A 25,637-nucleotide genomic window follows, 5' to 3' on the forward strand; every position below is an offset into this window, starting at 1 on the left:
CTGACGCGCTCGTGGAAGCGGACGTACTTGCGCTTACAGACGCGCTCGTCGATGCGGACGTACTTGCACTTACTGACGCGCTCGTGGAAGCGGACGTACTTGCAGAAACAGAGGCACTTGTTGAAGCGGACGTACTTGCACTTACGGATGCGCTGGTTGACGCAGACGTACTTGCACTTACGGATGCACTCGTGGAAGCTGAGGTACTTGCACTTACCGATGCGCTGATTGACGCAGACGTACTTGCACTTACCGATGCGCTCGTTGAGGCAGACGTGCTTGCACTTACTGACGCGCTCGTTGAAGCAGACGTACTTGCACTTACTGACGCACTTGTGGAGGCTGACGTACTTGCACTTACTGACGCGCTCGTTGAAGCGGACGTGCTTGCACTTACGGATGCGCTTGTCGACGCTGAGGTACTTGCTGAAACGGATGCGCTTGTCGACGCTGAGGTACTTGCGGATACGGATGCGCTTGTTGAAGCCGATGTGCTTGCGGATACTGAAGCGCTCGTTGATGCTGAGGTACTTGCACTTACTGATGCACTTGTTGATGCTGAGGTACTTGCACTTACTGACGCACTCGTTGACGCGGACGTACTTGCACTTACTGACGCACTCGTTGAAGCTGAGGTACTTGCGGATACGGATGCGCTTGTTGAAGCCGATGTGCTTGCGGATACTGAAGCGCTCGTTGATGCTGAGGTACTTGCACTTACTGATGCACTTGTTGATGCTGAGGTACTTGCACTTACTGACGCACTCGTTGACGCGGACGTACTTGCACTTACTGACGCACTCGTTGAAGCCGAGGTGCTTGCAGATACAGATGCACTTGTGGACGCGGATGTACTTGCAGACACAGATGCGCTAGTAGACGCGGACGTACTTGCACTTACTGACGCGCTCGTGGAGGCCGATGTGCTTGCACTCACTGAAGCACTCGTCGACGCTGAGGTGCTTGCACTTACTGACGCACTCGTTGAAGCTGATGTACTTGCACTTACGGATGCACTCGTCGACGCGGACGTACTTGCACTTGTAGACGCACTTGTGGACGCGGAGCTCTTAATTGACACAGAAGCACTTGTAGACGCGGAACTGCTTGCTGAAGTTGAGGCACTAGCAGAGGCTGACTTACTTTCCGCAATAGATTCGATTGTTGAGGTAGAGGCACTGACGGATGCGGAGGTGCTTGCAGATTTGGAAGTACTTCCTTCTCTTGTATCTACCAACTTATTGCCCTCAACAGTAGCCTTCCTGTTATCTCTGAATGTTATAGTAGTCGTACCATTATTAGAAACCGAAATAGCACCGTTTAAATTATTACCTGCAACGTCTTGTTCTCTTAAATTTGGATTACTTCGCTTAATCGCTTCTCTGACCTGATTTTTTTCAGTTTCAGATAGTTGGCTTGGATTATTGACTAACACTGTATTCTCAGGAAGATTTGGTCTGTATCGAATGACAATCATAAACTGACCATTAAGAATTCTGTCCTTGTTTTTAACAGCAGCTGAAAACTCCTCGTTAGAAACGTTTTGGTTTCCTGCTGCATCAGTAACCATAACATAACGAGTATAGTCACCAATTACTGTATCTACTGGCACATTACCGTGAACTTGAATCTTTAGCTGATTACCTTCTTGAGTGACAGTTTTTTGAATCCATTCAGTTCCCTTACCAGAATCAGTACCCTTATACCAACGGACATATGTCTTATTGATATCGAAAGCATTTGAATTATCAGTCGCTGTCGCAATAAACTCAAAACTTTCGCCACGATAGACAGTTATTTCCCTTGGGAAATCAACAACAGGTCTCTCTGTATCAACAGCATTTGCTACATCACGACGCGTTCTTCTACGCCCAGTCTGACTAGAGGATTCTGTAGACTGCTGGTTGCTTGTAGAGTTGCCGGTTTCTGATGCAGACGATGCAGAGGTCTGACTGGCAGAAACTGACTGAGAAGAACTGGTTGGCTGACTAGTACTAGCACTGACTGAATCAGATGTACTTGAAGACACTGAAAGAGACTCAGATACACTTAAGGAATCTGAGACTGCTTGAGATGTGCTAGCACTAATAGAGGCAGAGCTAGACTGTGACATTGACTCTGAAGCTGATATGCTGGCAGAGATAGATGCACTGACAGAAGCACTGGCACTGGCTGAGGATGTATCTGATACAGACTCTGACTCAGTATGTGAGCTTGCCGTTGCGGTTGCTGCTTCAGCAGCACTGCTTTCTTCACCTAAAACTGTTTCACCACGTGTCGCTAAAACGTCTGTCGTATCAATGACCTTTTCCAGAGCCTGACCTTCTTCTGCATGGACAGTTGTGCTTGTCACAACAGCTCCGCCCAGCACGGCTCCCGTGGCGACAATGCCCCTCAAAAAGTCTATGCCGCTCTTCTTATCGGTAACTTGTTCTTCCGTTACCTTGAGCTCGATCGATGAAAGGCCTCCCCCCTTCATTGATCTAAAAAGGCCGAACTGTGATGTCGCAGCACGCAGCCAATGCTTGCCCGATTTAATCAGCTTAAAACGAGTCACACGCTCTACTTCGTGGTACTTACCTTTTTGACGTTTAAAAAACATAATTCTCCCTTTAATTTATATCCTTTTTAAAAATCCATTAATCCCATTTTACCACACTATTATATAAAATGAACAATAATTTACTTATTTTTTTTGCTGAAATTGTTTTCAAGTATTTCCAAAAAACTCATTTCCAAAAAGAATCACCTTACTTTCATGCCTCTTTTACAAATAGAAAAAACGCCAAACAGCGTTTCTTGCATCTTATGACGGAAGACATGGGATTCGAACCCACGCACGCTTTTACACGCCTACTGCGTTTCCAACACAGCCTCTTAAGCCTCTTGAGTAATCTTCCACAAAAGAGAAAGCCCAGCTTTCTCAAAACTTTAATCATTATACCACATTACAGCCCCAACCGCCATAGTTTCCGTTAAATTTTTTCACAAATTCAACCAAAGTCCAAACATTCTGGTTCAAATCAAAGATTTCTGTCGTATCCATACGAATCACATGCAGCTGATATGGTTTGTCAGCATCTTCTATCTTTTCAGCGGATACGAGGCTATAGCCCAGCTCTTCGACTTCCTTTAGGAAACCATCCCGTTCTTCCTCCGAAGCAAAATAAGCCCAATGGTCAATCTCGCGCTCCTGACTATGATCATCGCCATCCTGCTCCAGCTGGTACCAGACCCGCTGGTTGAGAATGGTCTGATACTCGTATTCATTAGGATAGAGAAAATCAAAGTACTGATTCCATTCCTCGTCTTCTAGGGTTGCCGAGTCATAGCGGCGGTCTGGAAAGTCGCGCATCACTTCGGCAATTGGCTCCAGATGGCTTTTCTTGTCTTGCAAATAGTAATAAAACTCAATATTTCCATCTGTTGTAATCACACCAACATGAATGCCACCGACCTGCCCTAAAGCCTCAGAAAGCCGGTCCTCAATCACATTCAGCTCTTTAAACTCATCACTAGATGGAAAACCTGTCTCCCCATCGTACTGGAGGAGCGTTACCTTGAGCCTCATAGCATAGGCGTATAGAGGAAAGGGGGCCTCATCAGCAAGAGCTAGATTCAGACGGATGCTAGCCAACTTGTCATCAATATAGGTTGAGAAAGAGCCCCACTCACTCGGAAAAGGATCCTCAGTAGGCACATCAAGTTCTGCTTCTTCTATATTTTCTACTTTCTCTTCCTCTTGCTTCTTACTAAACAGATTCTTAAAAAAACTCATATCAAACTTCCCTTAATACTTATGAAATCAACCCAATAGAAATACAAATATTTCCTTTGCCATCACTAACATCATTGTATTACTTTTTCAGATAGAAATCAAGATTTCCTGAACATCGTAAAAGCAAAAAACGCTGATTTCTCAACGTTTTAGAAGGACTTTAAAATAATGGAGCCGGTGGGAGTCGAACCCACGTCCAAACACCTGCTAACACATTTGTCTACAACCATAGGCTATGTATTGGTTTAACTTCACTTTGACACATAGCTCAAGCCCAAGTCAAGCGAGTCTATCAATCTCTTGCAAAATCCCTAGACTAGACTTTGCCGTAGCTTGCTCATAATAAGACCTGTCATCAGACACAAGCAATCCGAATCAGGTCACGCTGGCTGGTTTTTAGGCAGCTACAGCGTAAGAATTGTTATTTTTTGCAGTTATATTTAACTGGCGTTTTACATCCGCTAGATGAGTCGCAAAATGTGCCTCATAATGCCTGTCGAATCCGTAACGACCCCGAGACAATAGGAATATTATAACAAAATCCCTCAAAAAAAGCAAAAGCCTGCACACAGCAGGCTAGCTTTTACTCCAAGTCCTTAGCGGATTCCCAAAGCAATCCGGGCATAACGGCTCATCTTTTCCACCGTCCAAGCTGGGTACCAAACCAACTTAACATCAGTCTTGGTAACCTCTGGAACATCTGACATGGCGTCATAGATCTGGTCAGTCAGAAGATCCGCCAGAGGGCATCCCATGGTTGTCAGGGTCATATCGATTTCCGTTTCCCCATTGGTCTCGTCAAAACGGATTTCATAGATTAGACCTAGATTGACAATATCAATCCCCAGCTCTGGGTCAATGACTTGCTCCAAGCTCTCTAAAATACGCGTTTTAATCTTTTCAACTTCTTCAGGGCTGTATTTTTGTTCTGACATGCAATATCCTCCTTATAGATATGGCAAAACTTCAAGTTAGCTCGAGAGGGCTTTTGTTTTCAGCTAGGATTGCCGACTTAACGCTTCCTAATGAAAAATTTCTGCCCCTTCTTGCTCTTCACTTCTTAATCTTCAATAAAGTCTCTGAGTGGTTTGCTACGGCTTGGATGGCGGAGTTTGCGCAGGGCCTTGGCTTCAATCTGGCGAATCCGCTCGCGAGTTACATTGAAGACCTTGCCGACATCTTCCAGTGTCCGCATTTTCCCATCGTCCAGACCAAAGCGCAGACGCAAGACGTTTTCCTCGCGGTCTGTCAGCGTATCCAAGACCTCATCCAGCTGCTCACGAAGGACGACACGAGTTGTATAGTCGACTGGGTTTTCAATCACTTCATCTTCAATAAAGTCTCCCAGATGACTGTCATCTTCCTCACCAATAGGTGTTTCCAATGAAACTGGCTCCTGAGCAATTTTGAGAATCTCACGAACCTTGTCCGGTGTCATATCCATACGCTCAGCGATTTGCTCAGGCGTAGGATCTTGACCTAATTCCTGCAAGAGATTACGTTGCTCGCGGACTAGCTTGTTAATGGTTTCCACCATGTGGACTGGAATTCGAATGGTCCGAGCTTGGTCAGCAATCGCACGGGTAATGGCCTGACGAATCCACCAAGTCGCATAAGTTGAGAACTTAAATCCTTTGGTATAGTCAAACTTATCAACGGCCTTCATCAGCCCCATGTTTCCTTCTTGAATCAAGTCAAGGAACTGCATACCACGGCCGACATAACGCTTAGCAATGGAAACAACCAGACGAAGGTTGGCCTCAGCCAGACGCTGCTTGGCTTCCAAGTCTCCCTGTTCTACCAAGATAGCCAACTCCTGCTCTTCTTCATTGCTGAGAAGCGGCACAACTCCGATTTCTTTCAGATACATGCGGACTGGGTCATTGACCTTGGCTGAATTGCTGCCTAGGAGTTCTTCATCCGTCAGTTCTGCTTCTTCCTCTTCGTTATTTAAGACGCGTGCGCTGGGATTTCCTTCCTTATCTGTAATTGAGATGCCAGCATCCTGGATGCGCTGCAGCAAATCCTCAATCCCATCAGCGTCCAAAGTGAAAGGGATGACCAGCTGGTCATTGATTTCATCATCTGTCGCAACCCCTGTCTGCTTGTGGTTGCGGATAAATTCTGCAATTTGAACGTCTAATGTTGTTACTTCTTTTTGTTTTGTAGCCATTCCTACTCCATTCTTCTTTTTTGCTCAATCAAGCGCTCCAGCTCGGACAGGGCTGTATCCGTATCTCCGCTGTGAGAGGCTTCTCGAATCTTCTTACTAATAAACTGATTATGCTTGCGCAAAATCTCCCGCTCTCTGGTTTCTTCCACTTCTTTCAACTCATCTTCCAAAACCTCATCAGGCAAGTCTTCTTCTAAAACGCGGTACCAAGCCTGCTGGACATGATCTGGCAGCTGGGACAAATCCTGCGGTGTCACCTCGCCATTTGCCAGCAAAATCTCATACAAGGCCTGCAAGTCCTCCGAGTCAAAGACAAAGTCTTCTCTCAGCCGGTATTGGTTCAAAATCAAAGGATGATGTATCATGCGGTGGAAGATATGATTTTCCGCCCTCATGAGCCGACTCAGCCGGTTCGAAGGCGAAAACTGCATAACGACTGGTTGAGACTGATGAGTGGGCGCCTCCTGACTGCGACTAGAGCGCTCAGCCAGCCGACTGTTATTTACCGTCTGCTCTACCTGCTGATAGTCAAAGTCCGGCAGCAACTCAGCCAGCATGTAAATATAGGAGTTCTGAGCTGTGATGGACTTGGTCTTCGCAATAATCGGCGCCATCTTCTCTACAAACTCAATCTGAGCCTGCAGATTTTCAATATTATCTGGTTTCAGATGATGCAGCAGAAACTCCACATTACTTATTCGCGTTTTGCTCAGCAAATGCTGCAAGTCTTCCTCAGAATTTTTAGCTAGAAATTCATCCGGGTCCAAATTATCCGGAATCCGAACAATTTCCACCGTCATATCTCTCAGCTCATCCAAGGCCTTAGCAGTCGCTGCTTGCCCAGCCCTATCTCCATCGTAAGACAGGATAATCTTCTTGCAATACTTGCTCAGGTGCTGGACATGCTCAGGCGTCAGAGCAGTTCCCATAGAAGCCACTGCATTTTCAACCCCGGCCCGATAAGCCGCAATCACATCCATAAAGCCTTCCATCAGATAAACCTCATGGCTCTTCTTGATAACCGGCTTGGCCTTATCCAGATGATAGAGCTCGTAGCTTTTATTGAAAATAGCGGTGCTACGACTGTTTTTGTACTTGGCCTGATGGCCGTCAGTAGCCGCCTCTTGCCAAATCCGCCCGGAAAAGGCCACAACCTGCCCACTGTCATTGGTCAGGGGAAACATAATCCGGTTTTGAAAAGCATCATAGACCAGATTATTCTCTGCCAGATTGAAGAGGCCCGAGTTCATGATGGTGTTCTCATCAAACTTGCCAGCCATACTCTTATGAAGATAATTCCCCTCATTAGGAGCAAGCCCGATTTGAAAATGCTTGAGAACATCATCTGTCAGCCCGCGCTGGTAGAGATAAGCCCGCGCTTCCTCTCCCATCTTGGTCGTCATCAAGACCGCATGGTAAAACTTCGCTGCCTCGGTATGGATATCGTAGAGAGCCTGATGCGGATGGCTTTGTCTCGGTCGGTCATTGCCCGCTGTCTCCACAGCCAAGGGAATCCCTGCCCGTTCTGCTACAATCTGCACAGCATCCATAAAGGAAACGCCTCGATAATCCTCAATGAATTTGAAGACATCGCCCGACTTGCCGCAGCCAAAACAGTGATAAAACTGCTTGTCCTCTACAACGTTAAAAGAGGGCGTCTTTTCGCCATGAAAGGGACAGAGTCCCAGGAAATTCCGCCCAGCCTTGGTCAAGGCCACCGTTTCTCCTATGACATCGACGATATTGACGCTGTTTTTAATTTCAGAAATGATTTCTTTATCAATCAAGAGACAATACCTCCAATTTATCATAGAATATCATTCTATATTTTATACTAAAATGAAGCAAATGTAAAATATTTGACAAGCAAATATCTTGTAGCTGTCATATAAATAAGCTATAATATAATCTCATTAATAAATTCTTGAAAGGAAAGAAAGAATGTTAAAAGAATTAAAAAACTTTTTACTTCGTGGCAACGTAGTTGACCTAGCTGTTGCCGTTATTATCGGTGCTGCTTTCGGTGCAATTGTTACTTCATTGGTAAATGACATTATCACACCACTTATTTTGAACCCAGCCTTGAGTGCTGCTGGTGTAGATAAGATTGCTGAATTATCTTGGAAAGGTGTTGCTTATGGTAGCTTCCTTAGCGCTGTCATCAACTTCCTTGTAATCGGAACTGTTCTCTTCTTCATAGTAAAAGCTGCAGAAAAAGCTCAAAGCTTGGGTAAAAAACAAGAAGAAGTTGTTGAAGAAGAACCAGCTCCAACTGAACTTGAAGTCCTGCAAGAAATCAAAGCTTTGTTGGCTGAGAAAAAATAAAGAGAATTCACTGATGAAAATCAGTGTTTTTTTCTTGCCTATTGCTCACAATCATCCCCTTCTCTCCAAAGAGCCAAAACAAAAAACAGACCGGAGTCTGCTTTTTTGTTCAATTAGAATTTTTTACGTTTACGAGCTGCTTCTGATTTGCGTTTGCGTTTTACAGAAGGTTTTTCATAGAATTCACGTTTGCGTGTTTCTTGAAGAGTACCAGCTTTAGTAACCGCACGTTTGAAACGACGAAGTGCATCATCAAGTGATTCATTCTTGCGTACTACTGTTTTTGACATTTTTTTCACTCCCTTCAAGTCCAAAATCTATATAATCATACCACATATAGAAAAGAGTGTCAAGTATTTTCTGTAAGTATGATGTATCCCCTTTTTATGATACAAACAAGAAGACCAACTGCTCTGCTGCAGCTGGTCTTCTTTTGCTTAGAGGGTTTTACGCTTCTTAGCAGCTTTGGAAAGGGAAATGTCCTGCACCTTATCATAGAACAGGAACTGCTGAATGAGCTCTCTGTCGCTCATGTCAGGATTCAAGTCAACAACATAGTCCAGCTTGATAGACTTCTTTTCAGCCGACTTGAGAGATGTCAGTTCGGCTGATTTACAAGTCGTTTCAAAGATAGCATCAAAGAGTACTTCGTAGTCAAAATCAGCTGGAACCTGAACCTGGACATAACGTCTGGTCGGACTGACTGAAGTAAAGCTCATCTTTTCAAAGAGCATCCAGATGCCTGAAATAGCTAGAGTAAAGACAATTCCCAATGCTACAAAGCCCATCCCCGTTGTAATCCCGATAGCTGTCGCCATAAAGATGGCTAGAAGCTCCTTGGAGCCACCTGCGGCCGACCGGAAGCGAATCAAGCTGAAAGTCCCTGCTACGGCGACACTGGTACCCAGATTTCCATTAACCAAGAAGATGATAATGGAAATAATGGCTGGCAAAAGGGAGAGGGTGACGACAAATTCCTTGGTATAAATGGTTTGGCGCTTATAGACCTTGGCCAAGATAATTCCTAAAACCACACTAGTTGCTAGTGAAAAAATCAATGCTAAAGGATTTATCTTGACTTCCGTAGAGGAGTAGATACTGTTAAATAACTGATTGAGCATAAACTACCTCCTTAGGCCTTGACTGTTTGAGTCAGCCTTTCTTTAGTTTTCAGGTAGGCATTGCCGTATTTTGAAAAGGACTGGTCTTCAAGACCGTATTTATTCAGAATATCAGCCAGCCACTGAGGATATTGACCAGGAACCTTGATTTCCATAATCACCTTGTCGTCTTCCAGCAAGGGCAGTCCATAGCGGCCTAAAGCCAAGTCTACATCATAATCTCGGTAGCGGATGTTGGAATCAACTGTCACACGTACCTTTTTATCTTCCAAGCCTCTCATAGAGTAGCGGTCATAGCTAATCACCATTTTTGGCTTCAAATCTATATAGCGCTCCTGCAACTGCTCCACTTCTGCCTTGACCCGATCATCAAAAATAGTATGGTCTGCCACACCGTTCACAATATAGTTGGTCACAGAGAGAGGATTCGAAACCAAACGATATTTGAAACCTACTTCATCGCGTTTCTTCTTGATTTCCAAGAAAACTTGACTATCATCATTTGGCTGCTCAGCATAAGTGCGCATCCGCATCTTTTCGCGACCACCTTTTCTGGCAATGGAATCCTGAATCATCTGGAACTCATCATTATCAAAATACACATTGGAAATGGTTGATGTCGCATAATCATCTGCGGTAAGGTAAGGCCTCATGTCAGCTTCAAGACGAGCTAGCATTGCTCGGTCAAGAATATACTTAGTTTCGATCCGTTGGAAGTTTGTTTGGATTTGCTTTTGTTTCATTTGGATTCTCCTTTAATTCTACAAATGTAGTTTTTGTTTTTAAAAGAAATAGAGCTTCCGCTCTGCACCTACAAGCGTCTGGATAAGCTTTGCTTTCTTCTCCTTTCCAAGCAGTATTTTTCAAAGACATTCTACAAATGTAGTTTATAATTATATTCTACATCTGTCGTTTATAAATGTCAAGAAAAAAGATAAATAATCTTTCAGTTTTTTTAGCATTAGGAAACGAAATGCAAACTGTAAGCAAAATCGACCTAAAATAAAAGATAAACTGATGACTAACTGCTCTTGGAGGATTGCTAAATCCCCCTTTGAGAAGATAATAAATTCTACCAGTCTAAGCTTTTAAGAAACTTAAACTGGCAGAATCCTCTATTTAATCGTCATCATGGTCATCATCATCATCTGGATCATCAGTGTCTGTCGTATGAGAGGAACTGTTCTGAGACGGAGTTTGAACTGTCGCTGTACTAGCTCCAGTATTTGCTCCGGTCGAGCCCGCTGCTCCCGTATTCCCTGCGCCTGCAGTAGCGCTGTTGTCAGCTGGAGTTGATGCAGCTGACGAGGATGGGCTGACTTCTTTTTCGACCGTTACCGTCTTTTCGACAATGGTATGCTGCTTAGATTTGACCAGTTTTCCATCCTTAGCATTGACAATGGTTTCATGGGCCGTTTGCCCGTGCGAGAAGCGAATCTTATAGGTGTCTTTCTCACGCGAAATTTGTAAATCTTTTATATCCTTTTCAGAAAGCGATAGTTCTTTCAAGACCACTCCTAGAGCCTGACGCTGACTGAGTCCTTGAGGCCGTTTTTGTCCCGCCACAGGCTTGCTTTGTTGAGCAGCTGGGCTTTCTAAGGCAAAGACCGAGCTAGCCAAGAGCAAAAGGAGAGGAACTGCCACGACAAAGGCAGCAGACAGAAATCTCTTAGGCAGCCGGTTATCCATAATACCGACAATCCGACGCTTGAGATTAAACTTGTCAGAGTAAAAGCAGGTCGTCAGAGCAATTGGGGTCTTCTTACTGCGGTCTATCATGGTCAAAATCGTTTCACCGTAGAAAGTCCGATACTCTGTATCTCTACAGCTCAGAACATCGTAATCACAGTACATTTCTCCTGCTTCCTGGGTTTCACGGCAGGCAAAGCGGACAACTGGATTAAACCAGTGCAGACTCTTGGCAAAAATCCCTAAGAGATTGATTAAAACATCTCGGTGTTTGTAGTGGGTCAGCTCATGCTTGAAAATAAGCTGTAGCTCTTCTTCTGTGTAGTCCAACTCTGGCAGCACGATTAAAATATCTCTGAAACCTAGCAACATAGGACTTTGGGACATAGGATAGTGGAGCAGACGAATCTGGCCCTTAACTCCCATCTCCTGCTGAACAGCCCGCAGCTGAGCCATCGCTTCTTCGTCCTGAAACTCCGTGCCCCAGCGCTTCAGCATCTTTCTAAAGCGAATATAAGAATAAGCGTATCTTCCTATACTAAAGACAAAGCCAATCAGCCAGATGGCGAAGAGAATTTCAAACCAAGGCAGGTTTAGAAAAGCCTCCAACAGATTTGGCTGAGCAGCTTTTTCAACTGCTGGAGAAGCACCCTGAGCTCCACTTGTCTGGGTAGCAGTCACTGCTGTCTGAACTACCGATCCTGTATTCAGCCGAATCAGGCCTGAGCCAAACTGAGGACGGAACGGAAACAGAAAACTCAGCAATATCAGAAACCAAATAAAATACTTCACTCTGACCGAAATCTTAGTCTTAAAGGCCGTAAAAAGCAGACTAAGCAAAAGCACCAAAATGGATGTCGACAAACTGGTCAGAAGAAAAGAAAGAAGGAACTGTTTCATGCTTATCCCTCCATCCTACTTTCCTTGGTTGAGCAGACTGCGCAGCTCATCCAATTCATTTTCCGAAAAGGAGTTAGAAGAAAAGAGTGTTTTGACAAACCCGCCCATAGAACGGCCACTGTGACGCTTCAAGAAATCCGAAGCCTCAACTTCCAGATACTCATCTTCTGAGATCAAGGCTGTATACTGCCTTTCACGTCCCTTGCGGACACTGTCTAAAAAGCCCTTCTCCGTTAAGCGAGCCAAAACTGTCAGCAAAGTCTGAGGCTTCCAGTGATTGTCTGGTCCCAGCTTTTCCATGATACGGGCAGAGGTCGTCGGGGTAGGCAGCTGCCAAATTACTTTTAAAATAGTAAATTCCCCATCTGGCAAACGTTTGATAGATCTTTTCATCGTTCCCACGCGCTTTCTAAATAATGCTATTTCTATCTTTATTCTACACTTGTCTAACAAAAAAGTCAATCATTATATAAAAAAAGAGTGGGAAATCAATTTTCCTCACTCGATCTTAGAAAAATAAACTAAGTAGGGTCAGCATAGCCAGCCCTCCCTGCTTGAACAAGATTTTAGGGTCACTGGTCACTGCACCGTATGCTGCCACCAAGATGATATAAACCATAAAAATTCCCAGCCAAACCGGACTAGGCTGTACAAAGGCCGCAATCAAGACCAAGACAGCAATCAGACCGTTATAAACTCCTTGATTCTTGAAAAGGGTATTGACCGACTGCCGCTCCAACTCCTCTTGCGACATACCGAAAACCCGAGCTGTTGCTGCAGAAGTCGTCGCAATGGTCTCCAAGTACAGGATGTAGAAAAATTCCAAGGCAACCAAACTTGCCAAAATCAGTGTAATAATAGACATTTTACCCTCCTAAAATAAATAACGAAACTTAGTATAACACAGACTGACTGGAACTGCGAAAATCTTGCTTAAAAATGGACATTCTGTATAAAAAGCAAGGCTAAAAATACTGAAGAAAAAAAGCGTAGCAGAAATCAGCAATTTCTGACTAGATGTGATACAATCTTTTTTGAAAAATGGAGGTAAATTATGTTAACCTATGATTTAATTGTCATCGGCTTTGGGAAGGCCGGTAAAACATTGGCAGCCAAAATGGCGTCCCAAGGAAAAAAAGTTGCTTTGATTGAGCGAAGCAAAGCTATGTACGGGGGAACCTGTATCAATATCGCCTGCATCCCAACCAAGACCCTGCTCGTCGCAGCTGAAAAAGGCCTGGCTTTCGACCAAGTCATGGCTGAAAAGAATGCTGTTACCAGCCGTCTCAACGGGAAGAACTATGCAGCAATCAGTGGTGCTGGTGTTGACATCATTGATGCGGAAGCTCATTTTCTTTCCAATAAAGTCATCGAAATCACAGCTGGCGATGAGAAAGAGGAACTGACTGCTGAAACTATTGTCATCAATACTGGTGCTGTTTCCAATGTCCTGCCAATTCCAGGACTGACTGAGACCGAGCATGTCTATGACTCAACTGGCATTCAAAATCTGAAGGAACTTCCTAAACGCTTGGGAGTTCTGGGCGGCGGTAACATCGGCCTAGAGTTTGCTGGACTCTACAACAAATTGGGCAGTCAGGTGACTGTGCTGGATGCTGCTCCTGTCTTTCTCCCTCGAGTAGAGCCTTCTATCGCTGCTCTAGCTAAGCAATACATGGAAGAAGACGGAATCCAACTCTTACAAAATGTACGTACCACACAGGTCAAAAATGATGGTGACGAAGTTGTAGTTGTGACAGAAGATGGAGAATTCCGCTTTGACGCCCTGCTCTATGCTACCGGCCGTAAGCCGAATGTTGAGCCACTGCGGTTGGAAAATACTGACATTGAGCTGACAGAGCGCGGAGCTATCAAGGTCAATAAGCACTTGGAAACATCTGTACCTGATGTATTTGCAGCGGGCGATGTCAATGGCGGTCTGCAGTTTACTTATATCTCATTGGATGACTTCCGTATCCTTTATAGCTATCTGGCTGGCGATGGCAGCTACACACTGGAAGACCGTAAAAACGTCCCTACCAGCATGTTCATCACACCACCTTTGGCTCAAATCGGATTGACTGAAAAGGAAGCCAAAGAGCAAGGATTGCCGATTGCAGTGAAGGAGATTCCAGTCGCAGCTATGCCTCGCGGACATGTCAATGCTGACTTACGCGGTGCCTTCAAGGCTGTTGTCAATACTGAGACCAAGGAAATCGTCGGAGCGACTATCTTCTCAGCGGGAGCACAAGAAATTATCAATATCCTGACTGTAGCCATGGATAATAAGATTCCTTACACCTACTTGAGCAAGCAAATCTTCACTCATCCAACTCTGGCTGAAAACCTCAATGATTTATTTGCTATCTAATTTTAAGCCCCATCAGGGGCTTTTAAGATGCCTTTAAAACATTTACTTACATTTCAATCCCTTTTTGTGGTACAATAATGCTAGTTTATTTTAAAAAGATTGAGGAAGATTATGTCTGAACTGTATGATATTACGATTGTCGGTGGCGGTCCAGTTGGCCTATTCGCAGCTTTTTACGCTCATCTGCGCCAAGCCAAGGTTAAAATCATTGATTCCCTGCCTCAGCTGGGTGGTCAGCCAGCCATTCTCTATCCAGAGAAGAAGATTCTGGATGTACCGGGCTTTACCAATCTAAGTGGCGAAGAACTGACACAGCGTCTGATTGAGCAGCTGGAAACTTTCCAGACTGAGATTTGCCTCAATGAAACAGTGCTTGATATCACTAAATCTTATGATGGCTTCTCTATCACAACTTCTCAAGCCCAGCATCAGACCAAAACCATCATCATCACTATGGGAGGCGGCGCCTTCAAACCGAGAGCTTTGGAGTTAGACGATGCTGAAGCCTACAGTAACCTCCACTATCATGTGTCAAACATCAGCCAGTACGCTGGCAAAAAGGTTGTTGTTCTGGGCGGCGGTGACTCGGCTGTTGACTGGGCGCTAGCTTTTGAAAAGATTGCAGAAACCAGTCTGGTTCATCGTCGGGACAACTTCCGGGCTTTGGAGCATAGTGTGGAAGAACTCAAGGCTTCTAGTGTTGAGATTAAGACACCATTTGTACCCAGTCGATTGATCGGCGAAAACGGCAAGATAACCCACTTGGAAATCAGCCAAGTCAAGGGAGAGGAAAGTCAGCTTCTGCCACTGGATCATCTCTTTGTCAACTACGGCTTTAAATCCTCTGTCGGCAATCTCAAAGATTGGGGCTTGGAACTCAACCGTCACAAGATTTTAGTCAATAGCAAGCAAGAAACTTCCATGCCAGGTATCTATGCAGCCGGAGACTGCTGCAGCTACGAGGGGAAGATTGACCTGATTGCGACTGGGCTAGGTGAGGCGCCTACTGCTGTCAACAATGCCATTAATCATATCTATCCTGATCAGAAGGTCCAACCCAAGCATTCTACAAGCCTATAAAAAAAGCTGCCGAGCTTAAACTCGGCAGCTTTTATAATTCATCTGCGATTTTATTGATTTTTCTCAAGCGATGATTGACACCGCTCTTAGTTAGAGGTTGGCTCAAACTATCGGCTAACTGCTGGATGGAGTAGTCTGGATGCTGGATGCGAAGCTGGGCTACCTCCTGCAGGTCTACAGGTAAACTCTCGATACCAATATTGTCGCTGATTTTGGCAATATTGTTGATGGTTTTCATACTGGCTGTAACCGTGCGAGCGATGTTCGCTGTCTCCGCATTATTAGCGCGGTTGAGGTCATTGCGCGCTTCCCGCATGAGCTTAAGAGACTCAAACTCAGCCATGGCTTCCATAGCCCCAATGACAATGAGAAAGTCCATGATGTCCTCGGCCCGCTGCAGATAAGTGACAGCCCCCTTCTTACGCTCAATGGTCTTGGCATCCAGCAGAAAACGGCGCATCAAGGCAGCCAAGTCCTCAGCATGATCCAGATAAACGGACAAGATTTCCAGCTGGTACTTACCTGAGTCTGGCTCCCGCATGCTGCCATTTGAGAGAAAGGCTCCCCGTAGGTAGGCTCGACTGGCTTCGTCATCAGTCAAAATAGTCTGGTCAATCCCTGTCTCGATACCAAAAAAGGAGTCAGCCAAGTGCAGGTCAGAAAGGATTTCTTCCACTTTCTGATCCAGAAATACTGTATAAACACGGTTCTTGCGCAGATTGGTCTTCTGATGGTGGCGGATTTCTGACTTGACCTGATAAAGGTCAGATAGCAACTCATAGAGATGGCGGGCAATTTTGGCATTTTCTGTTGTGACAGACAGGGTCAAACCACTGCTGGCCAAGCCCAAACTGCCAGACATCTTAATCATGGCTGACAGCTCATTTTTATCTCTGCTTGCCAGACTCAGCAGTTCTTCTTTTACTTTTACTGTAAAGCTCATTTGCGTACCTGTATAATCTGCATCAATTCGTCAACGACCAACTCACCGTCATGGAAAGCTCCGCCATTTTCCAAACGAAGAAAGTTCGAAGAAATAACGCGCGGAACCTGCTCTTGTAACCCCTGAAAATCATGCTCCACCTGTACCAGATATTCATCAAACTGGTTACTGTCCATGTACTCATGAGGGACAGGTTCGATATTAACCAAGACTGTATCTACAAAATTCCTGCCTAGATGGCGGTGTAGAACTTGGACGTGGTCGCTGTCTGAAAAATGCTCTGTTTCACCTCTCTGGGTCATGATATTGCAAACATAGGCCACTTCTGACTTGGTGTCTAGAAGAGCTTGGCCAATTTCCTCAATAACAAGATTAGGCAAGATAGAGGTAAATAGTGAACCTGGTCCCAGAACCACCATATCGCTTTCTAAGATGCTCTCGACTACCTTTTTACTGGCAGCAGGCTTCTTATCATCATAGGTATTGGTAACATAGACCCGCTCAATCATCCCGCTCTTGCTGGTCAGATTGCTCTCACCTACAACTTCCGTCCCATCTGCAAACACAGCATGCAGAGTTAGTGGATTGTCGCTAGAAGGGTAAATTTTTCCTGTCGTATGGAAAAATTTGGTCAGAAGCTGCATGGCATTATAAGTTGAGCCCTGCATTTCGGAAATGCCGGCAATAATCAGATTGCCCAAGGGATGCCCCGCTAGAACACCGTCTCCTTCCGCAAAGCGATACTGGAAGACCTTCTCATAAAACTTTGGCATGTCGGACATAGCTACCAGGACATTTCGCAAGTCACCTGGCGGAGTTAACTGCTGGATGTTTTTCCGCAGCTCACCAGAACTGCCGCCATCATCTGCTACTGTAACAATGGCTGTAATCTCTACGTCCTTTTTACGCAGGCTGTCTAAAATAACTGAAATTCCTGTTCCACCGCCAATGACTGTAATTCGTGGCTTTCTCATGAGCGGTTCACCGTTTCTTTCCGACGGTTTTTGTCGCGGTGACTGGCATTGACCGGCCAATTTTTAGCCAAATCATCTGCTAAGCGCTGAGCAAAGGCTACACTGCGGTGCTGACCACCTGTACAGCCAACAGCAATCGTCAGGATAGACTTTCCTTCCTTCTGATAGCCTGGCAAAATGGGCTCGATCAAGCCCAGCAGATGCTGGTAAAATTCTTCTGACTCGGCATGGTTCATGACATAGTCAAAGACATCCTTGTCCAAGCCTGTCTGATTGCGTAGCTCAGGCTTATAGTAGGGATTAGGCAGAAAGCGCACATCAAAAACCAAGTCAGCATCCAAGGGCAGACCGTATTTGAAACCAAAACTCATGACCTCAATGCGGAAACTATGCATGTCAGCCTGATTTGAAAATTGCTCAGAGATGGTCTTTCTGAGCTCCCGTGGTGTCAAATCTGTTGTGTCCACAACATTTTGGCTGAGATTCTTCAGAGGGGCTAAGAGTTCACGCTCCAGTTTAATCCCATCTAAAATCCGTCCATCAGCTGCCAACGGATGGCTGCGACGCGTTTCCTTGTAACGAGCCACCAACTCCTTATCCGCCGCATCTAGGAAAAGAATCTTGAAATCAATGTTCTCATTTTGCTCTAATTCATCCAAAACGTTCTGAATTTGCAAAAAGAAGGAACGGCTGCGCATATCGACAACCAGAGCCAATTTATCATTGTCAGTAGTCCCTTCGACCAGCTGCAAGAACTTCGGCACCAGAGTTGGCGGCATATTGTCGATGGTAAAATAACCTAAGTCTTCAAAGGACTGGATGGCTACGGTTTTCCCCGCCCCGCTCATTCCAGTCACAATGACAAGCTGAATTTTCTTCTCAGACATAATAATCCTTTCATCAGATAGAATCTGTCAAAGAGTGGTTTTCCCCCGCTCTTTTTTAGAGAATCTCGGCAATAACCTCAATCTCAATCTTCACATCCTTAGGCAGGCGAGCCACTTCGACTGCTGAACGAGCTGGAAATGCTTCTGTAAAGGCCGTTTTGTAAACTTCATTAAAGGCCACAAAATCATTGATATCACTCAAGAAGCAAGTAGCCTTGACTACATGGTCAAAATCTGTTCCAGCGGCTTCCAAAATGGCTGAAACATTTTTCAGCACCTGCTGGGTCTGCTCTTCAATAGTCGTCCCAATGATTTCTCCAGTTTCAGGAGACAGGGGAATTTGCCCGCTCGCGAACAAAAGATTGCCGACAATTTTTCCTTGAACATAAGGTCCAATCGCTGCTGGTGCTTTATCTGTATGAATCGTTTTTGCCATAATTATCACTTCTCCTACTTATTTTTTTCATTATACCATAAAAATTATTTTTTTCATTATACCATAAAAAGATGGGGGTGACCATGCTAGTCTTACTCCCATTGACTTTTCCCTTATTTTTATTTATGATAAAGAAATAGAGAAATCAAAACCCCGGTTTTGGACTGGTTCGAAAACTTCCCAGAATAAAAAACTAAGTGCCTTTATATTGTATTTAAAATGTCTTGCGCATAGTTTTTTTGCTGTCTCCTCGATTAGGCTGACAGTTAAGAGGTTGGGACCGATTGTCTCAACCTCATTTTTATATAGGCAAAGGAGAACTCATGAAAAGAAAAATCATTATCGACTGTGACCCTGGTATAGATGATAGTCTAGCCCTAATTTATGCCATTCAACATCCCGATTTAGAAGTTGTAGCACTGACCATCGTCGCTGGAAATGTCCCAGTGGACCTTGGTGTTGAAAATGCCTTTAAAATATTAGAAAAACTGAACCGGCTAGATATACCAGTCTATGCAGGGGCAGAAAAACCTCTAGTCCGCGATTTCGTTTCAGCTCAGGATACCCACGGTATGGATGGTTTAGGCGAGAGCGGAATCAATCGAACAAGCAATTGTCAGCCCCAGCCTCAGAAAGCCTCTGAATTTCTGGCTACCTATTTCCAGAAGGCTCAGTACACTTCCCTAATCACCTTGGGACCATTGACTAATCTAGCACTGGCTATAAAGCAAAATCCCCAAATTGGAAAACATATCAAACGCTTTGTCAGCATGGGCGGCAGCTACAAATCTCATGGCAACTGCTCACCTGTAGCCGAGTATAACTACTGGTGTGACCCACACGCCGCTCAATTTGTCTATCAAAAGTTAGGCCGAAAAATCGAGATGGTGGGACTGGATGTCACACGCGCCATCGTCCTCACCCCCAATCTATTAGAGTACATGCGTTTCCTACAGCCAGAAGTAGCTGAGTTTGTCGGCCGTATCACGCGTTTCTACTGGGACTTCCATTGGGAATATGAACACATCATCGGCTGTGTTATCAATGATCCCCTGGCTATTGCTCATTTTCTGCATGAGGACCTTTGTATGGGCTTCGACTCCTATGTTGAAGTCGTAACCGAAGGCATTGCTCTTGGACAGACTGTGGTTGATGCTTATGACTTCTATCATAAACCAGCCAATGCCTATATTGCAACTCAAGTCAGTCCCTCACTCTTCTTCCAAGACTTCTTAGCTATCCTCCTGAATCAGCCTAAGGAAACGATTGCTCAAGACCTATCATCACTTTTATGAGGAAAATTTTATCATGAAAAAATCGACACCCCTTATCCTAAGCTTCTTGTCTATCTGTATCGCTCTTAACTACGTGGGAGCTAACATTGCACTTTTTCTGAAATTACCTATCTATCTAGATACCTTTGGAACGATTCTAGCTAGCTTAACCTTAGGGCCTCTTGCTGGGGCTGGCGTTGCCTTTCTCAGCGCCCTCATTGGCTGGATGACAACCGATATCTTTTCTCTCTACTACTCGCCTGCCGCTATCATCATTGCTCTTTCAGCAGCTTGGTTTTTTAAAGAAAAAGGAAACTTAAAGCTCAGCCTTCTCTGGAAAACCCTTTTGGTAGCCCTTCCGGGTACCCTAGTAGCCTCTGCAATCACTGTCCTGCTCTTCGGAGGCATAACATCCAGCGGATCCAGCCTCATCGTCCAAGCCCTGCGGGGAATGGGAGTCAATCCCGTCCTCAGTATCGTCCTCATCCAAATACTGACTGACTATTCAGACAAGCTTATCGTTCTAGGTGTCTGCCTAGCTGCTCTCCCTCGAATAAAAGCAGTCAGTCCTAAAATCTTTGCTTAACACAAAGATTAATTATCTTAACGAATACATCTTTAGCGCAAAAAAAGCAGCTGAGTAGGATTATTTCCTGCTCTGCTGCTTTTTATCTTATTCCTCTTCTGCTTTCACTAATGCTTCTCTTTCCAGACGCAGCTTGCGTTTGGGGTTGAGTTTATTAAAGAGCTCTTCTAGCTTTTCTGCATTCCAGACGTCGGCTGCAGAGACAAAATTTCCATTTTCATCGCGGAAGGATATTGGTTTATCACCCATTGCAAGCCTCCTTAGTCAACGAATTCAAACTCGAACTTGCCGATGCGAACTAGGTCACCATCCTTGGCTCCACGAGCCCGAAGGGCTTCATCAACTCCCATACCACGCAGTTGACGGGCAAATTTCATAACTGCTTCATCGCGGTCAAAGTTGGTCATATTAAAGAGCTTCTCAAGCTTGTCACCAGACAGCACCCAAGTCGCATCATCATCACGAGAAATTTCAAAGGCTGGTGCTTCTTCGTCAAAGCCATAGTAAGCTTCTTCTTCCATTTCAGACTCATCATAGAGCAAGAACTCTGGTGTCTTGTCCAATAATTCTGCGGTCGCATCCAAGAGGGTCGTAAGTCCCTGCTTGGTCAAGCTAGAAATCGGGAAGATCTGCGGTAATTCCGCAAACTCATCATAATTAGCTGCTAATTTCTCTTTGAATATCTTGAGATTTTCAGCACTATCTGGCATATCCATCTTGTTGGCAACAATAATCTGCGGGCGCTCCATGAGACGAAGGTTGTAGGATTCCAACTCTTTATTGATAGCTAGATAGTCCTCATAAGGGTCACGTCCCTCACTAGCTGACATATCGATAACATGCAGGATAACCCGTGTCCGCTCAATATGACGGAGAAACTGGGTTCCCAGTCCAACCCCTTGGCTGGCCCCTTCGATCAAACCTGGTAGATCTGCCACCGCAAAGGACTCTCCAGAATGAGTGCGAACCATGCCTAGATTGGGCACGATTGTCGTGAAATGATAGGCACCAATCTTAGGCTTGGCTGCTGTAATAACACTAAGCAAAGTGGATTTTCCAACAGATGGGAAGCCGACCAGACCAACGTCTGCTAGGACCTTGAGCTCCAACAAAAGCTCCCGTTCTTGACCTGGTTCTCCATTCTCAGAAATCTCTGGAGCAGGATTTTTAGGCGTTGCAAAGCGAATATTTCCACGACCGCCTCGGCCACCACGCGCTACGATAAATTCTTGGCCATTTTCTACCAAGTCCGTCAGCACCTTACCCGTCTCCGCATCACGAACCGTCGTCCCCTGCGGCACTCGAACAATCAAGTCCTCAGCCCCTCGGCCATGCATGCCCTTAGTCATGCCTTTTTCACCAGACTGAGCCTTGAAGTGGCGATTATAGCGAAAATCCATCAGGGTGCGCAGGCCCTCGTCTACAACAAAAACCACATTGCCGCCACGACCGCCATCACCGCCCCAAGGACCGCCATTAGGAACATATTTTTCACGGCGAAAGGCCACCATGCCATCACCACCATTGCCAGCCTTAACTTGAATCTTGGCTGTATCTAAAAACATACTCATTTTTTCTATTCTCTTTTTCTAGTCTAAAAAAACGCCCTGAAGCGTTTGGATTAAAAGATTGCACTGAGAGCAGAAGCAAAGATTGCTCCAACTGTCACGATGAGCATGATAATCACGACTAGCATCGTCAATTTTTCAAATCCTGTTTTTTTGCGTTGTCCGTTATCTCCAAAAGCCACGATAACACCTCTATCCTTTAAAAATTACTAGGTCTATTCTAACATGATTGCTCCGTTTTTTCAAATGGAAAAGTATGTAAAAAGGCTTTAAGAGAAAACTCTTAAAACCTTTGAATCTTATCTAGTCTTCTTTTGAAGAAAGACATAGCTTCCAAAGCCAACTAAGATTGCCAAACCTGCAACTGACAGCCAAAGTGTAGTTTCTTGACCAGTCTTAGGCAGAACTTTTTTGTTGCCTCCTGCAGCACCCGGATCATTGGTACCATTGTTTGAATTGTTATTTCCATTTCCTGGATTGTCTGTTCCACCCTTTGGATTATCGGAACTGTTACCAGGGGTATTGTTACCATTACCTGGGGTATTATTCGGATTATTGTTAGGATTGTTGTTAGGGTTGTTATTTGGATTGTTTGGATTGTTGTTATTTCCAGGGTTAGGTGGCTGAACTGCCTTGCCTGGATCATTACCTCTATAGGTATTTGTAAAGACAGGATCCAAATCATATTTAACAGAACCCAAAAACTCACCATTCACATCTTTAACAGTAACTGTCAGCTGAGCTTCCTTGTCATCATAGATGTAGTTAGCATCATTGCCCGGAATTTCCTTAATGCTGTAGCGGTAGTCACCAGCTGCATTATAGTTCAAGGCTTTGAAATTGATAGAACCATCAGCTTCATTGGTAGCTGTTTGAAGTAAAACACCGTTTTCGTCAAAGAGACCAAAGGTAAATTGACCCTTCTCTAACACTTTATTGACAAGTTTTTTCTGTGCCTGAATCTTCACATCTTTTGCTAGCACAGCGCTTCCTTTACCAGAGCCCTCTTCCAAGCGGACTGACTTAGTAATAGTGCGTTCTGGGAAGCCTTTTGCTGTCCAAGACAGGGTGTTGTTAACCACATCCCCCACTTTAGTACCTTCTGGTACACGAGTAGAGTACTCGATGTACATTGGCCAGTTGTAGTTATCGCCAAAGTTAATGGTAAAACCGTTAGCATCGCCATTAGCGTTTTGAGTTAGAACTGCCTTGTTAGTAAAGTTATCAACTACTGGCAGAGTCAGGATATGAGCTTCATTGCGAATACCACCTGCAACAGGAGCATAACGAACTGCACGTAGAGTACCCGGTACCAGTGTCAGACCATCACCAAAGTTGTCTGAAATTACCATGTTGCGAAGCATGTCCTGTCTTGCATTCAGGATAATGCGCCATTTAACAATACTCGGATCAGTGCTGTCCTGGTAGCCATATTTCATTTCATACTCACCAGCAGTTCCTTCTTCTTTCTGGTATTGGAAAGAAAAGTCTGTCTGGCCAAATTTGAAGGAAACAGGACCTGTTTCTTTGACTTTTTCGTTATTGATGCGAACGTTAAAGCCCAAAGATAGCTCTTTCTTTTGGGTATAGTTTGTAAAGTAGTTACTGAAAGTCACTGTAACTGACTGAGTCGCCGGGTCAGTTTGAGCTGTACCGACTAACTCTCCCGTATGATTAACAACATCATAGACATCGAAGTTTAAGGCAGTAATCAGACTTAATTCTTCCGGAAGTTTAAAAGTCAGGGTATCCCCTTCAGCTATATTTTGAGCCGCTGGAAATGTGAAGTTGGTTGTTACAGACAAGGTTTCATTAGTCTTAACAGTTGAGTCACTTGTTAATGGCTCACCATCCTTAGTAATGCTGGTTTGCTGACTGTATTCAGTTACTTCAGAAGCCTGAGTTCGAGCAGCAAAACCTAAACCTGTAACAATAGCTGTTAATAAGATAAGAATTTTAAAAATAATTGTATTTTTATTTTTCATCATTTTCTCCTTTCGTAGCTTATTATACCAAGAGTATTGCAATTTATCAACATTTTTATTCGTAGTGTTTAAAAATTCATAACAATGTAAAAAAACCAAGACGTTGTGTCTCAGTTTCTTTACGTTTTATTACTCAATTCCAATTTCATCTCGAACAACATTGGCAATGGTATCTACATAGTAATTAACTTCTTCGTCAGTCGGTGCTTCAGCCATGACCCTCAGCAGAGGTTCTGTTCCGCTCGGACGAACCAAAATCCGGCCATTGCCAGCCATTTCGGCTTCCATTCTCTCAATCACCGTCTTGATAGCTGGGACTTCCATCGCCTTGTCCTTCATACTGTTTTCCACACGGATATTGACTAGTTTCTGCGGATAGATGGTTACTTCGGCAGCCAATTCAGATAGCTTCTTACCTGTTTCCTGCATAACCTTGGTCAATTGCACAGCTGAAAGCTGACCGTCACCTGTCGTATTGTAGTCCATGATGATAACATGTCCAGACTGCTCACCACCAAGATTATAACCATTCTTCCGCATTTCCTCTACTACATAGCGGTCACCAACTGCTGTCACAGCCTTTTGGATGCCTTCCCGATCCAAAGCCTTATGGAAGCCTAGGTTGGACATGACAGTCGTAACAATGGTATTCTGCGCCAGCTCACCTTTCTCAGACAGGTACTTACCGATGATGTACATAATCTTGTCACCATCTACCAGTTCACCATTTTCATCCACAGCAATGAGGCGATCGCTATCTCCATCAAAGGCCAGACCAATTGCTGCACCAGACTCACGGACAACTTCCTGCAGAGCTTCTGGATGCGTAGACCCGACATTCAGATTGATATTGAGGCCGTCTGGATTTTCTCCGATAATGGTCAACTGTGCGCCTAGATCCGCAAAAATCTGACGGGCGCTGGTAGAAGCCGCACCGTTGGCCGTATCTAAGGCTACATGCATTCCTTCTAGTTCCAAACCAGTTGAAACTAAGTATTGTTGGTACTTGCGCAGTCCTTCTGGATAATCCACCAAGTCACCCAAACCTTCGGCGCTCGGACGTGGCAAGGTATCTTCTGCTGCATCCAACAAAGCCTCGATTTCCAACTCACGCTCATCATCCAGTTTATAGCCGTCACCACCAAAGAATTTGATACCATTATCCAAAGCCGGATTGTGGCTGGCAGAAATCATGACTCCGGCGCTAGCTTTCTCTGACTTGACCAGATAAGCCACACCAGGCGTTGCAATGACACCCAATTTATAGACATGAATCCCAACGGACAAAAGTCCTGCAACCAAGGCGCTTTCCAGCATTTCTCCTGAAATTCGAGTATCCCGGCCAACAAAGACCCGAGGAACTTCACTTTCGTGCTGGCTCAGAACATAACCACCAAAGCGACCGAGTTTAAAGGCCAATTCTGGCGTTAATTCCACATTTGCTTCTCCGCGAACACCATCGGTTCCAAAGTATTTACCCATTATAAATAGTTTCCTTTCATAAGACCTGGATGTAAAGATTTAGGCTGCAAGCAAGGCAGACCGCT

At 44.7% G+C, this 25,637-nt stretch carries 25 protein-coding genes, 1 tRNA gene, 1 other RNA gene, 2 pseudogenes and 1 riboswitch; of the genes and pseudogenes, 6 read left to right on the forward strand and 23 right to left on the reverse strand.

The features are described 5' to 3' along the window. Positions 1-1,288: 1,288 nt before the first annotated feature. Positions 1,289-2,113 (reverse strand): annotated as a pseudogene (locus DQM55_RS11930) (sialoglycan-binding domain-containing protein); the annotation flags it as partial. Here DQM55_RS11930 and DQM55_RS11935 point away from each other — a divergent pair. After that, positions 2,076-2,321 carry a hypothetical protein gene (locus DQM55_RS11935; RefSeq protein ID WP_462884937.1) on the forward strand — a complete coding sequence of 82 codons (246 nt, stop codon included), beginning with the start codon at positions 2,076-2,078 and terminating at the stop codon, positions 2,319-2,321. The pseudogene DQM55_RS11930 and the gene DQM55_RS11935 overlap by 38 nt on opposite strands. 41 nt (positions 2,322-2,362) lie before the next feature. Here the strand turns inward: DQM55_RS11935 and DQM55_RS11940 are convergent. From DQM55_RS11940 to dnaG, 7 genes and pseudogenes are all read right to left on the reverse strand, one after another. Beyond that, a pseudogene (locus tag DQM55_RS11940) lies at positions 2,363-2,602 on the reverse strand (accessory Sec-dependent serine-rich glycoprotein adhesin); the annotation flags it as partial. A 210-nt stretch (positions 2,603-2,812) separates the two neighbouring features. After that, a tRNA-Ser gene (locus tag DQM55_RS07605) sits at positions 2,813-2,900 on the reverse strand. Positions 2,901-2,938: 38 nt separating this feature from the next. Beyond that, complete coding sequence (locus DQM55_RS07610) at positions 2,939-3,778, reverse strand: DUF695 domain-containing protein (protein WP_049547878.1); 840 nt, start codon at positions 3,776-3,778, stop codon at positions 2,939-2,941. A gap of 166 nt (positions 3,779-3,944) precedes the next feature. Beyond that, positions 3,945-4,293, reverse strand: a transfer-messenger RNA (tmRNA) gene (gene ssrA, locus DQM55_RS07615). A gap of 81 nt (positions 4,294-4,374) precedes the next feature. Further along, entirely contained in the window at positions 4,375-4,713 is a 339-nt protein-coding gene (locus DQM55_RS07620; protein ID WP_002897870.1) for a metal-sulfur cluster assembly factor, read from the reverse strand. 125 nt (positions 4,714-4,838) lie between these two features. Beyond that, the gene (rpoD, locus tag DQM55_RS07625) at positions 4,839-5,951 is read right to left on the reverse strand and encodes an RNA polymerase sigma factor RpoD (RefSeq protein WP_002897871.1); all 1,113 of its coding nucleotides are present in this window, start codon (positions 5,949-5,951) and stop codon (positions 4,839-4,841) included. Between the two features lie 2 nt (positions 5,952-5,953). Then, positions 5,954-7,738 carry a DNA primase gene (gene dnaG, locus DQM55_RS07630; RefSeq protein ID WP_331811290.1) on the reverse strand — a complete coding sequence of 595 codons (1,785 nt, stop codon included), beginning with the start codon at positions 7,736-7,738 and terminating at the stop codon, positions 5,954-5,956. Between the two features lie 154 nt (positions 7,739-7,892). Between dnaG and mscL the strand changes: the two genes are divergently transcribed. Continuing rightward, positions 7,893-8,276: a large conductance mechanosensitive channel protein MscL gene (gene mscL, locus DQM55_RS07635; RefSeq protein ID WP_002902748.1), complete on the forward strand. Its 384-nt coding sequence runs from the start codon at positions 7,893-7,895 to the stop codon at positions 8,274-8,276. A gap of 113 nt (positions 8,277-8,389) precedes the next feature. Here mscL and rpsU read toward each other — a convergent pair whose 3' ends face one another. The 6 genes from rpsU to DQM55_RS07665 all read right to left on the reverse strand — a co-directional run bounded on the left by rpsU (position 8,390) and on the right by DQM55_RS07665 (position 12,851). Next, positions 8,390-8,566 (reverse strand): 30S ribosomal protein S21, encoded by a 177-nt coding sequence (gene rpsU / locus DQM55_RS07640; RefSeq protein WP_000048054.1) that lies wholly within the window; start codon positions 8,564-8,566, stop codon positions 8,390-8,392. Between the two features lie 147 nt (positions 8,567-8,713). Continuing rightward, positions 8,714-9,397 carry a DUF4956 domain-containing protein gene (locus DQM55_RS07645; RefSeq protein WP_002895949.1) on the reverse strand — a complete coding sequence of 228 codons (684 nt, stop codon included), beginning with the start codon at positions 9,395-9,397 and terminating at the stop codon, positions 8,714-8,716. A gap of 11 nt (positions 9,398-9,408) precedes the next feature. After that, positions 9,409-10,140 (reverse strand): polyphosphate polymerase domain-containing protein, encoded by a 732-nt coding sequence (locus DQM55_RS07650; RefSeq protein WP_002897873.1) that lies wholly within the window; start codon positions 10,138-10,140, stop codon positions 9,409-9,411. A gap of 376 nt (positions 10,141-10,516) precedes the next feature. Beyond that, entirely contained in the window at positions 10,517-11,986 is a 1,470-nt protein-coding gene (locus DQM55_RS07655) for a M56 family metallopeptidase (RefSeq protein ID WP_111676013.1), read from the reverse strand. 15 nt (positions 11,987-12,001) lie between these two features. Then, on the reverse strand, positions 12,002-12,379 hold the full coding sequence (locus DQM55_RS07660; protein ID WP_002910143.1) for a BlaI/MecI/CopY family transcriptional regulator: 378 nt from the start codon (positions 12,377-12,379) through the stop codon (positions 12,002-12,004). Positions 12,380-12,494: 115 nt separating this feature from the next. Further along, positions 12,495-12,851, reverse strand: coding sequence for a DUF1304 domain-containing protein (locus tag DQM55_RS07665; protein ID WP_049547882.1), 357 nt, complete (start codon positions 12,849-12,851; stop codon positions 12,495-12,497). 189 nt (positions 12,852-13,040) lie between these two features. Between DQM55_RS07665 and DQM55_RS07670 the strand changes: the two genes are divergently transcribed. Together DQM55_RS07670 and DQM55_RS07675 are read left to right on the forward strand one after the other, a co-directional pair. After that, the gene (locus DQM55_RS07670; RefSeq protein WP_111676015.1) at positions 13,041-14,357 is read left to right on the forward strand and encodes an FAD-containing oxidoreductase; all 1,317 of its coding nucleotides are present in this window, start codon (positions 13,041-13,043) and stop codon (positions 14,355-14,357) included. A gap of 111 nt (positions 14,358-14,468) precedes the next feature. After that, positions 14,469-15,437 carry an NAD(P)/FAD-dependent oxidoreductase gene (locus DQM55_RS07675; protein WP_111676017.1) on the forward strand — a complete coding sequence of 323 codons (969 nt, stop codon included), beginning with the start codon at positions 14,469-14,471 and terminating at the stop codon, positions 15,435-15,437. A 31-nt stretch (positions 15,438-15,468) separates the two neighbouring features. Here DQM55_RS07675 and whiA read toward each other — a convergent pair whose 3' ends face one another. The 4 genes from whiA to DQM55_RS07695 are packed head-to-tail and all read right to left on the reverse strand — an operon-like array spanning position 15,469 to position 18,677. After that, positions 15,469-16,380, reverse strand: coding sequence for a DNA-binding protein WhiA (gene whiA, locus DQM55_RS07680; RefSeq protein WP_111676019.1), 912 nt, complete (start codon positions 16,378-16,380; stop codon positions 15,469-15,471). Beyond that, the gene (locus DQM55_RS07685; RefSeq protein WP_111676021.1) at positions 16,377-17,354 is read right to left on the reverse strand and encodes a YvcK family protein; all 978 of its coding nucleotides are present in this window, start codon (positions 17,352-17,354) and stop codon (positions 16,377-16,379) included. Before DQM55_RS07685 ends, whiA begins: the two co-directional genes overlap by 4 nt. Further along, positions 17,351-18,241, reverse strand: coding sequence for an RNase adapter RapZ (gene rapZ / locus DQM55_RS07690; RefSeq protein ID WP_002906915.1), 891 nt, complete (start codon positions 18,239-18,241; stop codon positions 17,351-17,353). Before rapZ ends, DQM55_RS07685 begins: the two co-directional genes overlap by 4 nt. A gap of 55 nt (positions 18,242-18,296) precedes the next feature. Next, positions 18,297-18,677 carry a RidA family protein gene (locus DQM55_RS07695; protein WP_002895964.1) on the reverse strand — a complete coding sequence of 127 codons (381 nt, stop codon included), beginning with the start codon at positions 18,675-18,677 and terminating at the stop codon, positions 18,297-18,299. Between the two features lie 158 nt (positions 18,678-18,835). Next, positions 18,836-18,880, forward strand: a riboswitch (PreQ1 riboswitch). 120 nt (positions 18,881-19,000) lie between these two features. Between DQM55_RS07695 and DQM55_RS07700 the strand changes: the two genes are divergently transcribed. Next, the gene (locus tag DQM55_RS07700; RefSeq protein ID WP_111676023.1) at positions 19,001-19,972 is read left to right on the forward strand and encodes a nucleoside hydrolase; all 972 of its coding nucleotides are present in this window, start codon (positions 19,001-19,003) and stop codon (positions 19,970-19,972) included. 13 nt (positions 19,973-19,985) lie between these two features. Next, on the forward strand, positions 19,986-20,537 hold the full coding sequence (locus DQM55_RS07705) for an ECF transporter S component (RefSeq protein ID WP_231909436.1): 552 nt from the start codon (positions 19,986-19,988) through the stop codon (positions 20,535-20,537). Positions 20,538-20,624: 87 nt separating this feature from the next. On the opposite strand, the gene DQM55_RS07710 is transcribed toward DQM55_RS07705, so the two are convergent. The 5 genes from DQM55_RS07710 to glmM form a co-directional block, all read right to left on the reverse strand. Then, positions 20,625-20,786 carry a hypothetical protein gene (locus DQM55_RS07710; RefSeq protein ID WP_111676027.1) on the reverse strand — a complete coding sequence of 54 codons (162 nt, stop codon included), beginning with the start codon at positions 20,784-20,786 and terminating at the stop codon, positions 20,625-20,627. An 11-nt stretch (positions 20,787-20,797) separates the two neighbouring features. Beyond that, entirely contained in the window at positions 20,798-22,108 is a 1,311-nt protein-coding gene (gene obgE / locus DQM55_RS07715; RefSeq protein ID WP_111676029.1) for a GTPase ObgE, read from the reverse strand. Between the two features lie 50 nt (positions 22,109-22,158). Further along, positions 22,159-22,287: a DUF4044 domain-containing protein gene (locus DQM55_RS07720; protein ID WP_002895969.1), complete on the reverse strand. Its 129-nt coding sequence runs from the start codon at positions 22,285-22,287 to the stop codon at positions 22,159-22,161. 117 nt (positions 22,288-22,404) lie between these two features. Beyond that, complete coding sequence (locus DQM55_RS07725) at positions 22,405-24,090, reverse strand: Ig-like domain-containing protein (protein ID WP_111676031.1); 1,686 nt, start codon at positions 24,088-24,090, stop codon at positions 22,405-22,407. A gap of 129 nt (positions 24,091-24,219) precedes the next feature. Beyond that, positions 24,220-25,572 carry a phosphoglucosamine mutase gene (glmM, locus tag DQM55_RS07730; protein ID WP_004187618.1) on the reverse strand — a complete coding sequence of 451 codons (1,353 nt, stop codon included), beginning with the start codon at positions 25,570-25,572 and terminating at the stop codon, positions 24,220-24,222. Positions 25,573-25,637: the final 65 nt, after the last annotated feature.

The sequence above is a fragment of the Streptococcus sanguinis genome (assembly GCF_900475275.1).
GTDB lineage: Bacteria > Bacillota > Bacilli > Lactobacillales > Streptococcaceae > Streptococcus > Streptococcus sanguinis_N.

Bases quoted from the DNA above. Each gene is read 5' to 3' on its own strand.
- DQM55_RS07610 (WP_049547878.1), bottom strand. From the start codon at position 3,778: ATGAGTTTTTTTAAGAATCTGTTTAGTAAGAAGCAAGAGGAAGAGAAA.
- DQM55_RS07620 (WP_002897870.1), bottom strand. From the start codon at position 4,713: ATGTCAGAACAAAAATACAGCCCTGAAGAAGTTGAAAAGATTAAAACG.
- rpoD (WP_002897871.1), bottom strand. From the start codon at position 5,951: ATGGCTACAAAACAAAAAGAAGTAACAACATTAGACGTTCAAATTGCA.
- mscL (WP_002902748.1), top strand. From the start codon at position 7,893: ATGTTAAAAGAATTAAAAAACTTTTTACTTCGTGGCAACGTAGTTGAC.
- rpsU (WP_000048054.1), bottom strand. From the start codon at position 8,566: ATGTCAAAAACAGTAGTACGCAAGAATGAATCACTTGATGATGCACTT.
- DQM55_RS07645 (WP_002895949.1), bottom strand. From the start codon at position 9,397: ATGCTCAATCAGTTATTTAACAGTATCTACTCCTCTACGGAAGTCAAG.
- DQM55_RS07650 (WP_002897873.1), bottom strand. From the start codon at position 10,140: ATGAAACAAAAGCAAATCCAAACAAACTTCCAACGGATCGAAACTAAG.
- DQM55_RS07655 (WP_111676013.1), bottom strand. From the start codon at position 11,986: ATGAAACAGTTCCTTCTTTCTTTTCTTCTGACCAGTTTGTCGACATCC.
- DQM55_RS07660 (WP_002910143.1), bottom strand. From the start codon at position 12,379: ATGAAAAGATCTATCAAACGTTTGCCAGATGGGGAATTTACTATTTTA.
- DQM55_RS07665 (WP_049547882.1), bottom strand. From the start codon at position 12,851: ATGTCTATTATTACACTGATTTTGGCAAGTTTGGTTGCCTTGGAATTT.
- DQM55_RS07670 (WP_111676015.1), top strand. From the start codon at position 13,041: ATGTTAACCTATGATTTAATTGTCATCGGCTTTGGGAAGGCCGGTAAA.
- DQM55_RS07675 (WP_111676017.1), top strand. From the start codon at position 14,469: ATGTCTGAACTGTATGATATTACGATTGTCGGTGGCGGTCCAGTTGGC.
- whiA (WP_111676019.1), bottom strand. From the start codon at position 16,380: ATGAGCTTTACAGTAAAAGTAAAAGAAGAACTGCTGAGTCTGGCAAGC.
- DQM55_RS07685 (WP_111676021.1), bottom strand. From the start codon at position 17,354: ATGAGAAAGCCACGAATTACAGTCATTGGCGGTGGAACAGGAATTTCA.
- rapZ (WP_002906915.1), bottom strand. From the start codon at position 18,241: ATGTCTGAGAAGAAAATTCAGCTTGTCATTGTGACTGGAATGAGCGGG.
- DQM55_RS07695 (WP_002895964.1), bottom strand. From the start codon at position 18,677: ATGGCAAAAACGATTCATACAGATAAAGCACCAGCAGCGATTGGACCT.
- DQM55_RS07700 (WP_111676023.1), top strand. From the start codon at position 19,001: ATGAAAAGAAAAATCATTATCGACTGTGACCCTGGTATAGATGATAGT.
- DQM55_RS07705 (WP_231909436.1), top strand. From the start codon at position 19,986: ATGAAAAAATCGACACCCCTTATCCTAAGCTTCTTGTCTATCTGTATC.
- DQM55_RS07710 (WP_111676027.1), bottom strand. From the start codon at position 20,786: ATGGGTGATAAACCAATATCCTTCCGCGATGAAAATGGAAATTTTGTC.
- obgE (WP_111676029.1), bottom strand. From the start codon at position 22,108: ATGAGTATGTTTTTAGATACAGCCAAGATTCAAGTTAAGGCTGGCAAT.
- DQM55_RS07725 (WP_111676031.1), bottom strand. From the start codon at position 24,090: ATGAAAAATAAAAATACAATTATTTTTAAAATTCTTATCTTATTAACA.
- glmM (WP_004187618.1), bottom strand. From the start codon at position 25,572: ATGGGTAAATACTTTGGAACCGATGGTGTTCGCGGAGAAGCAAATGTG.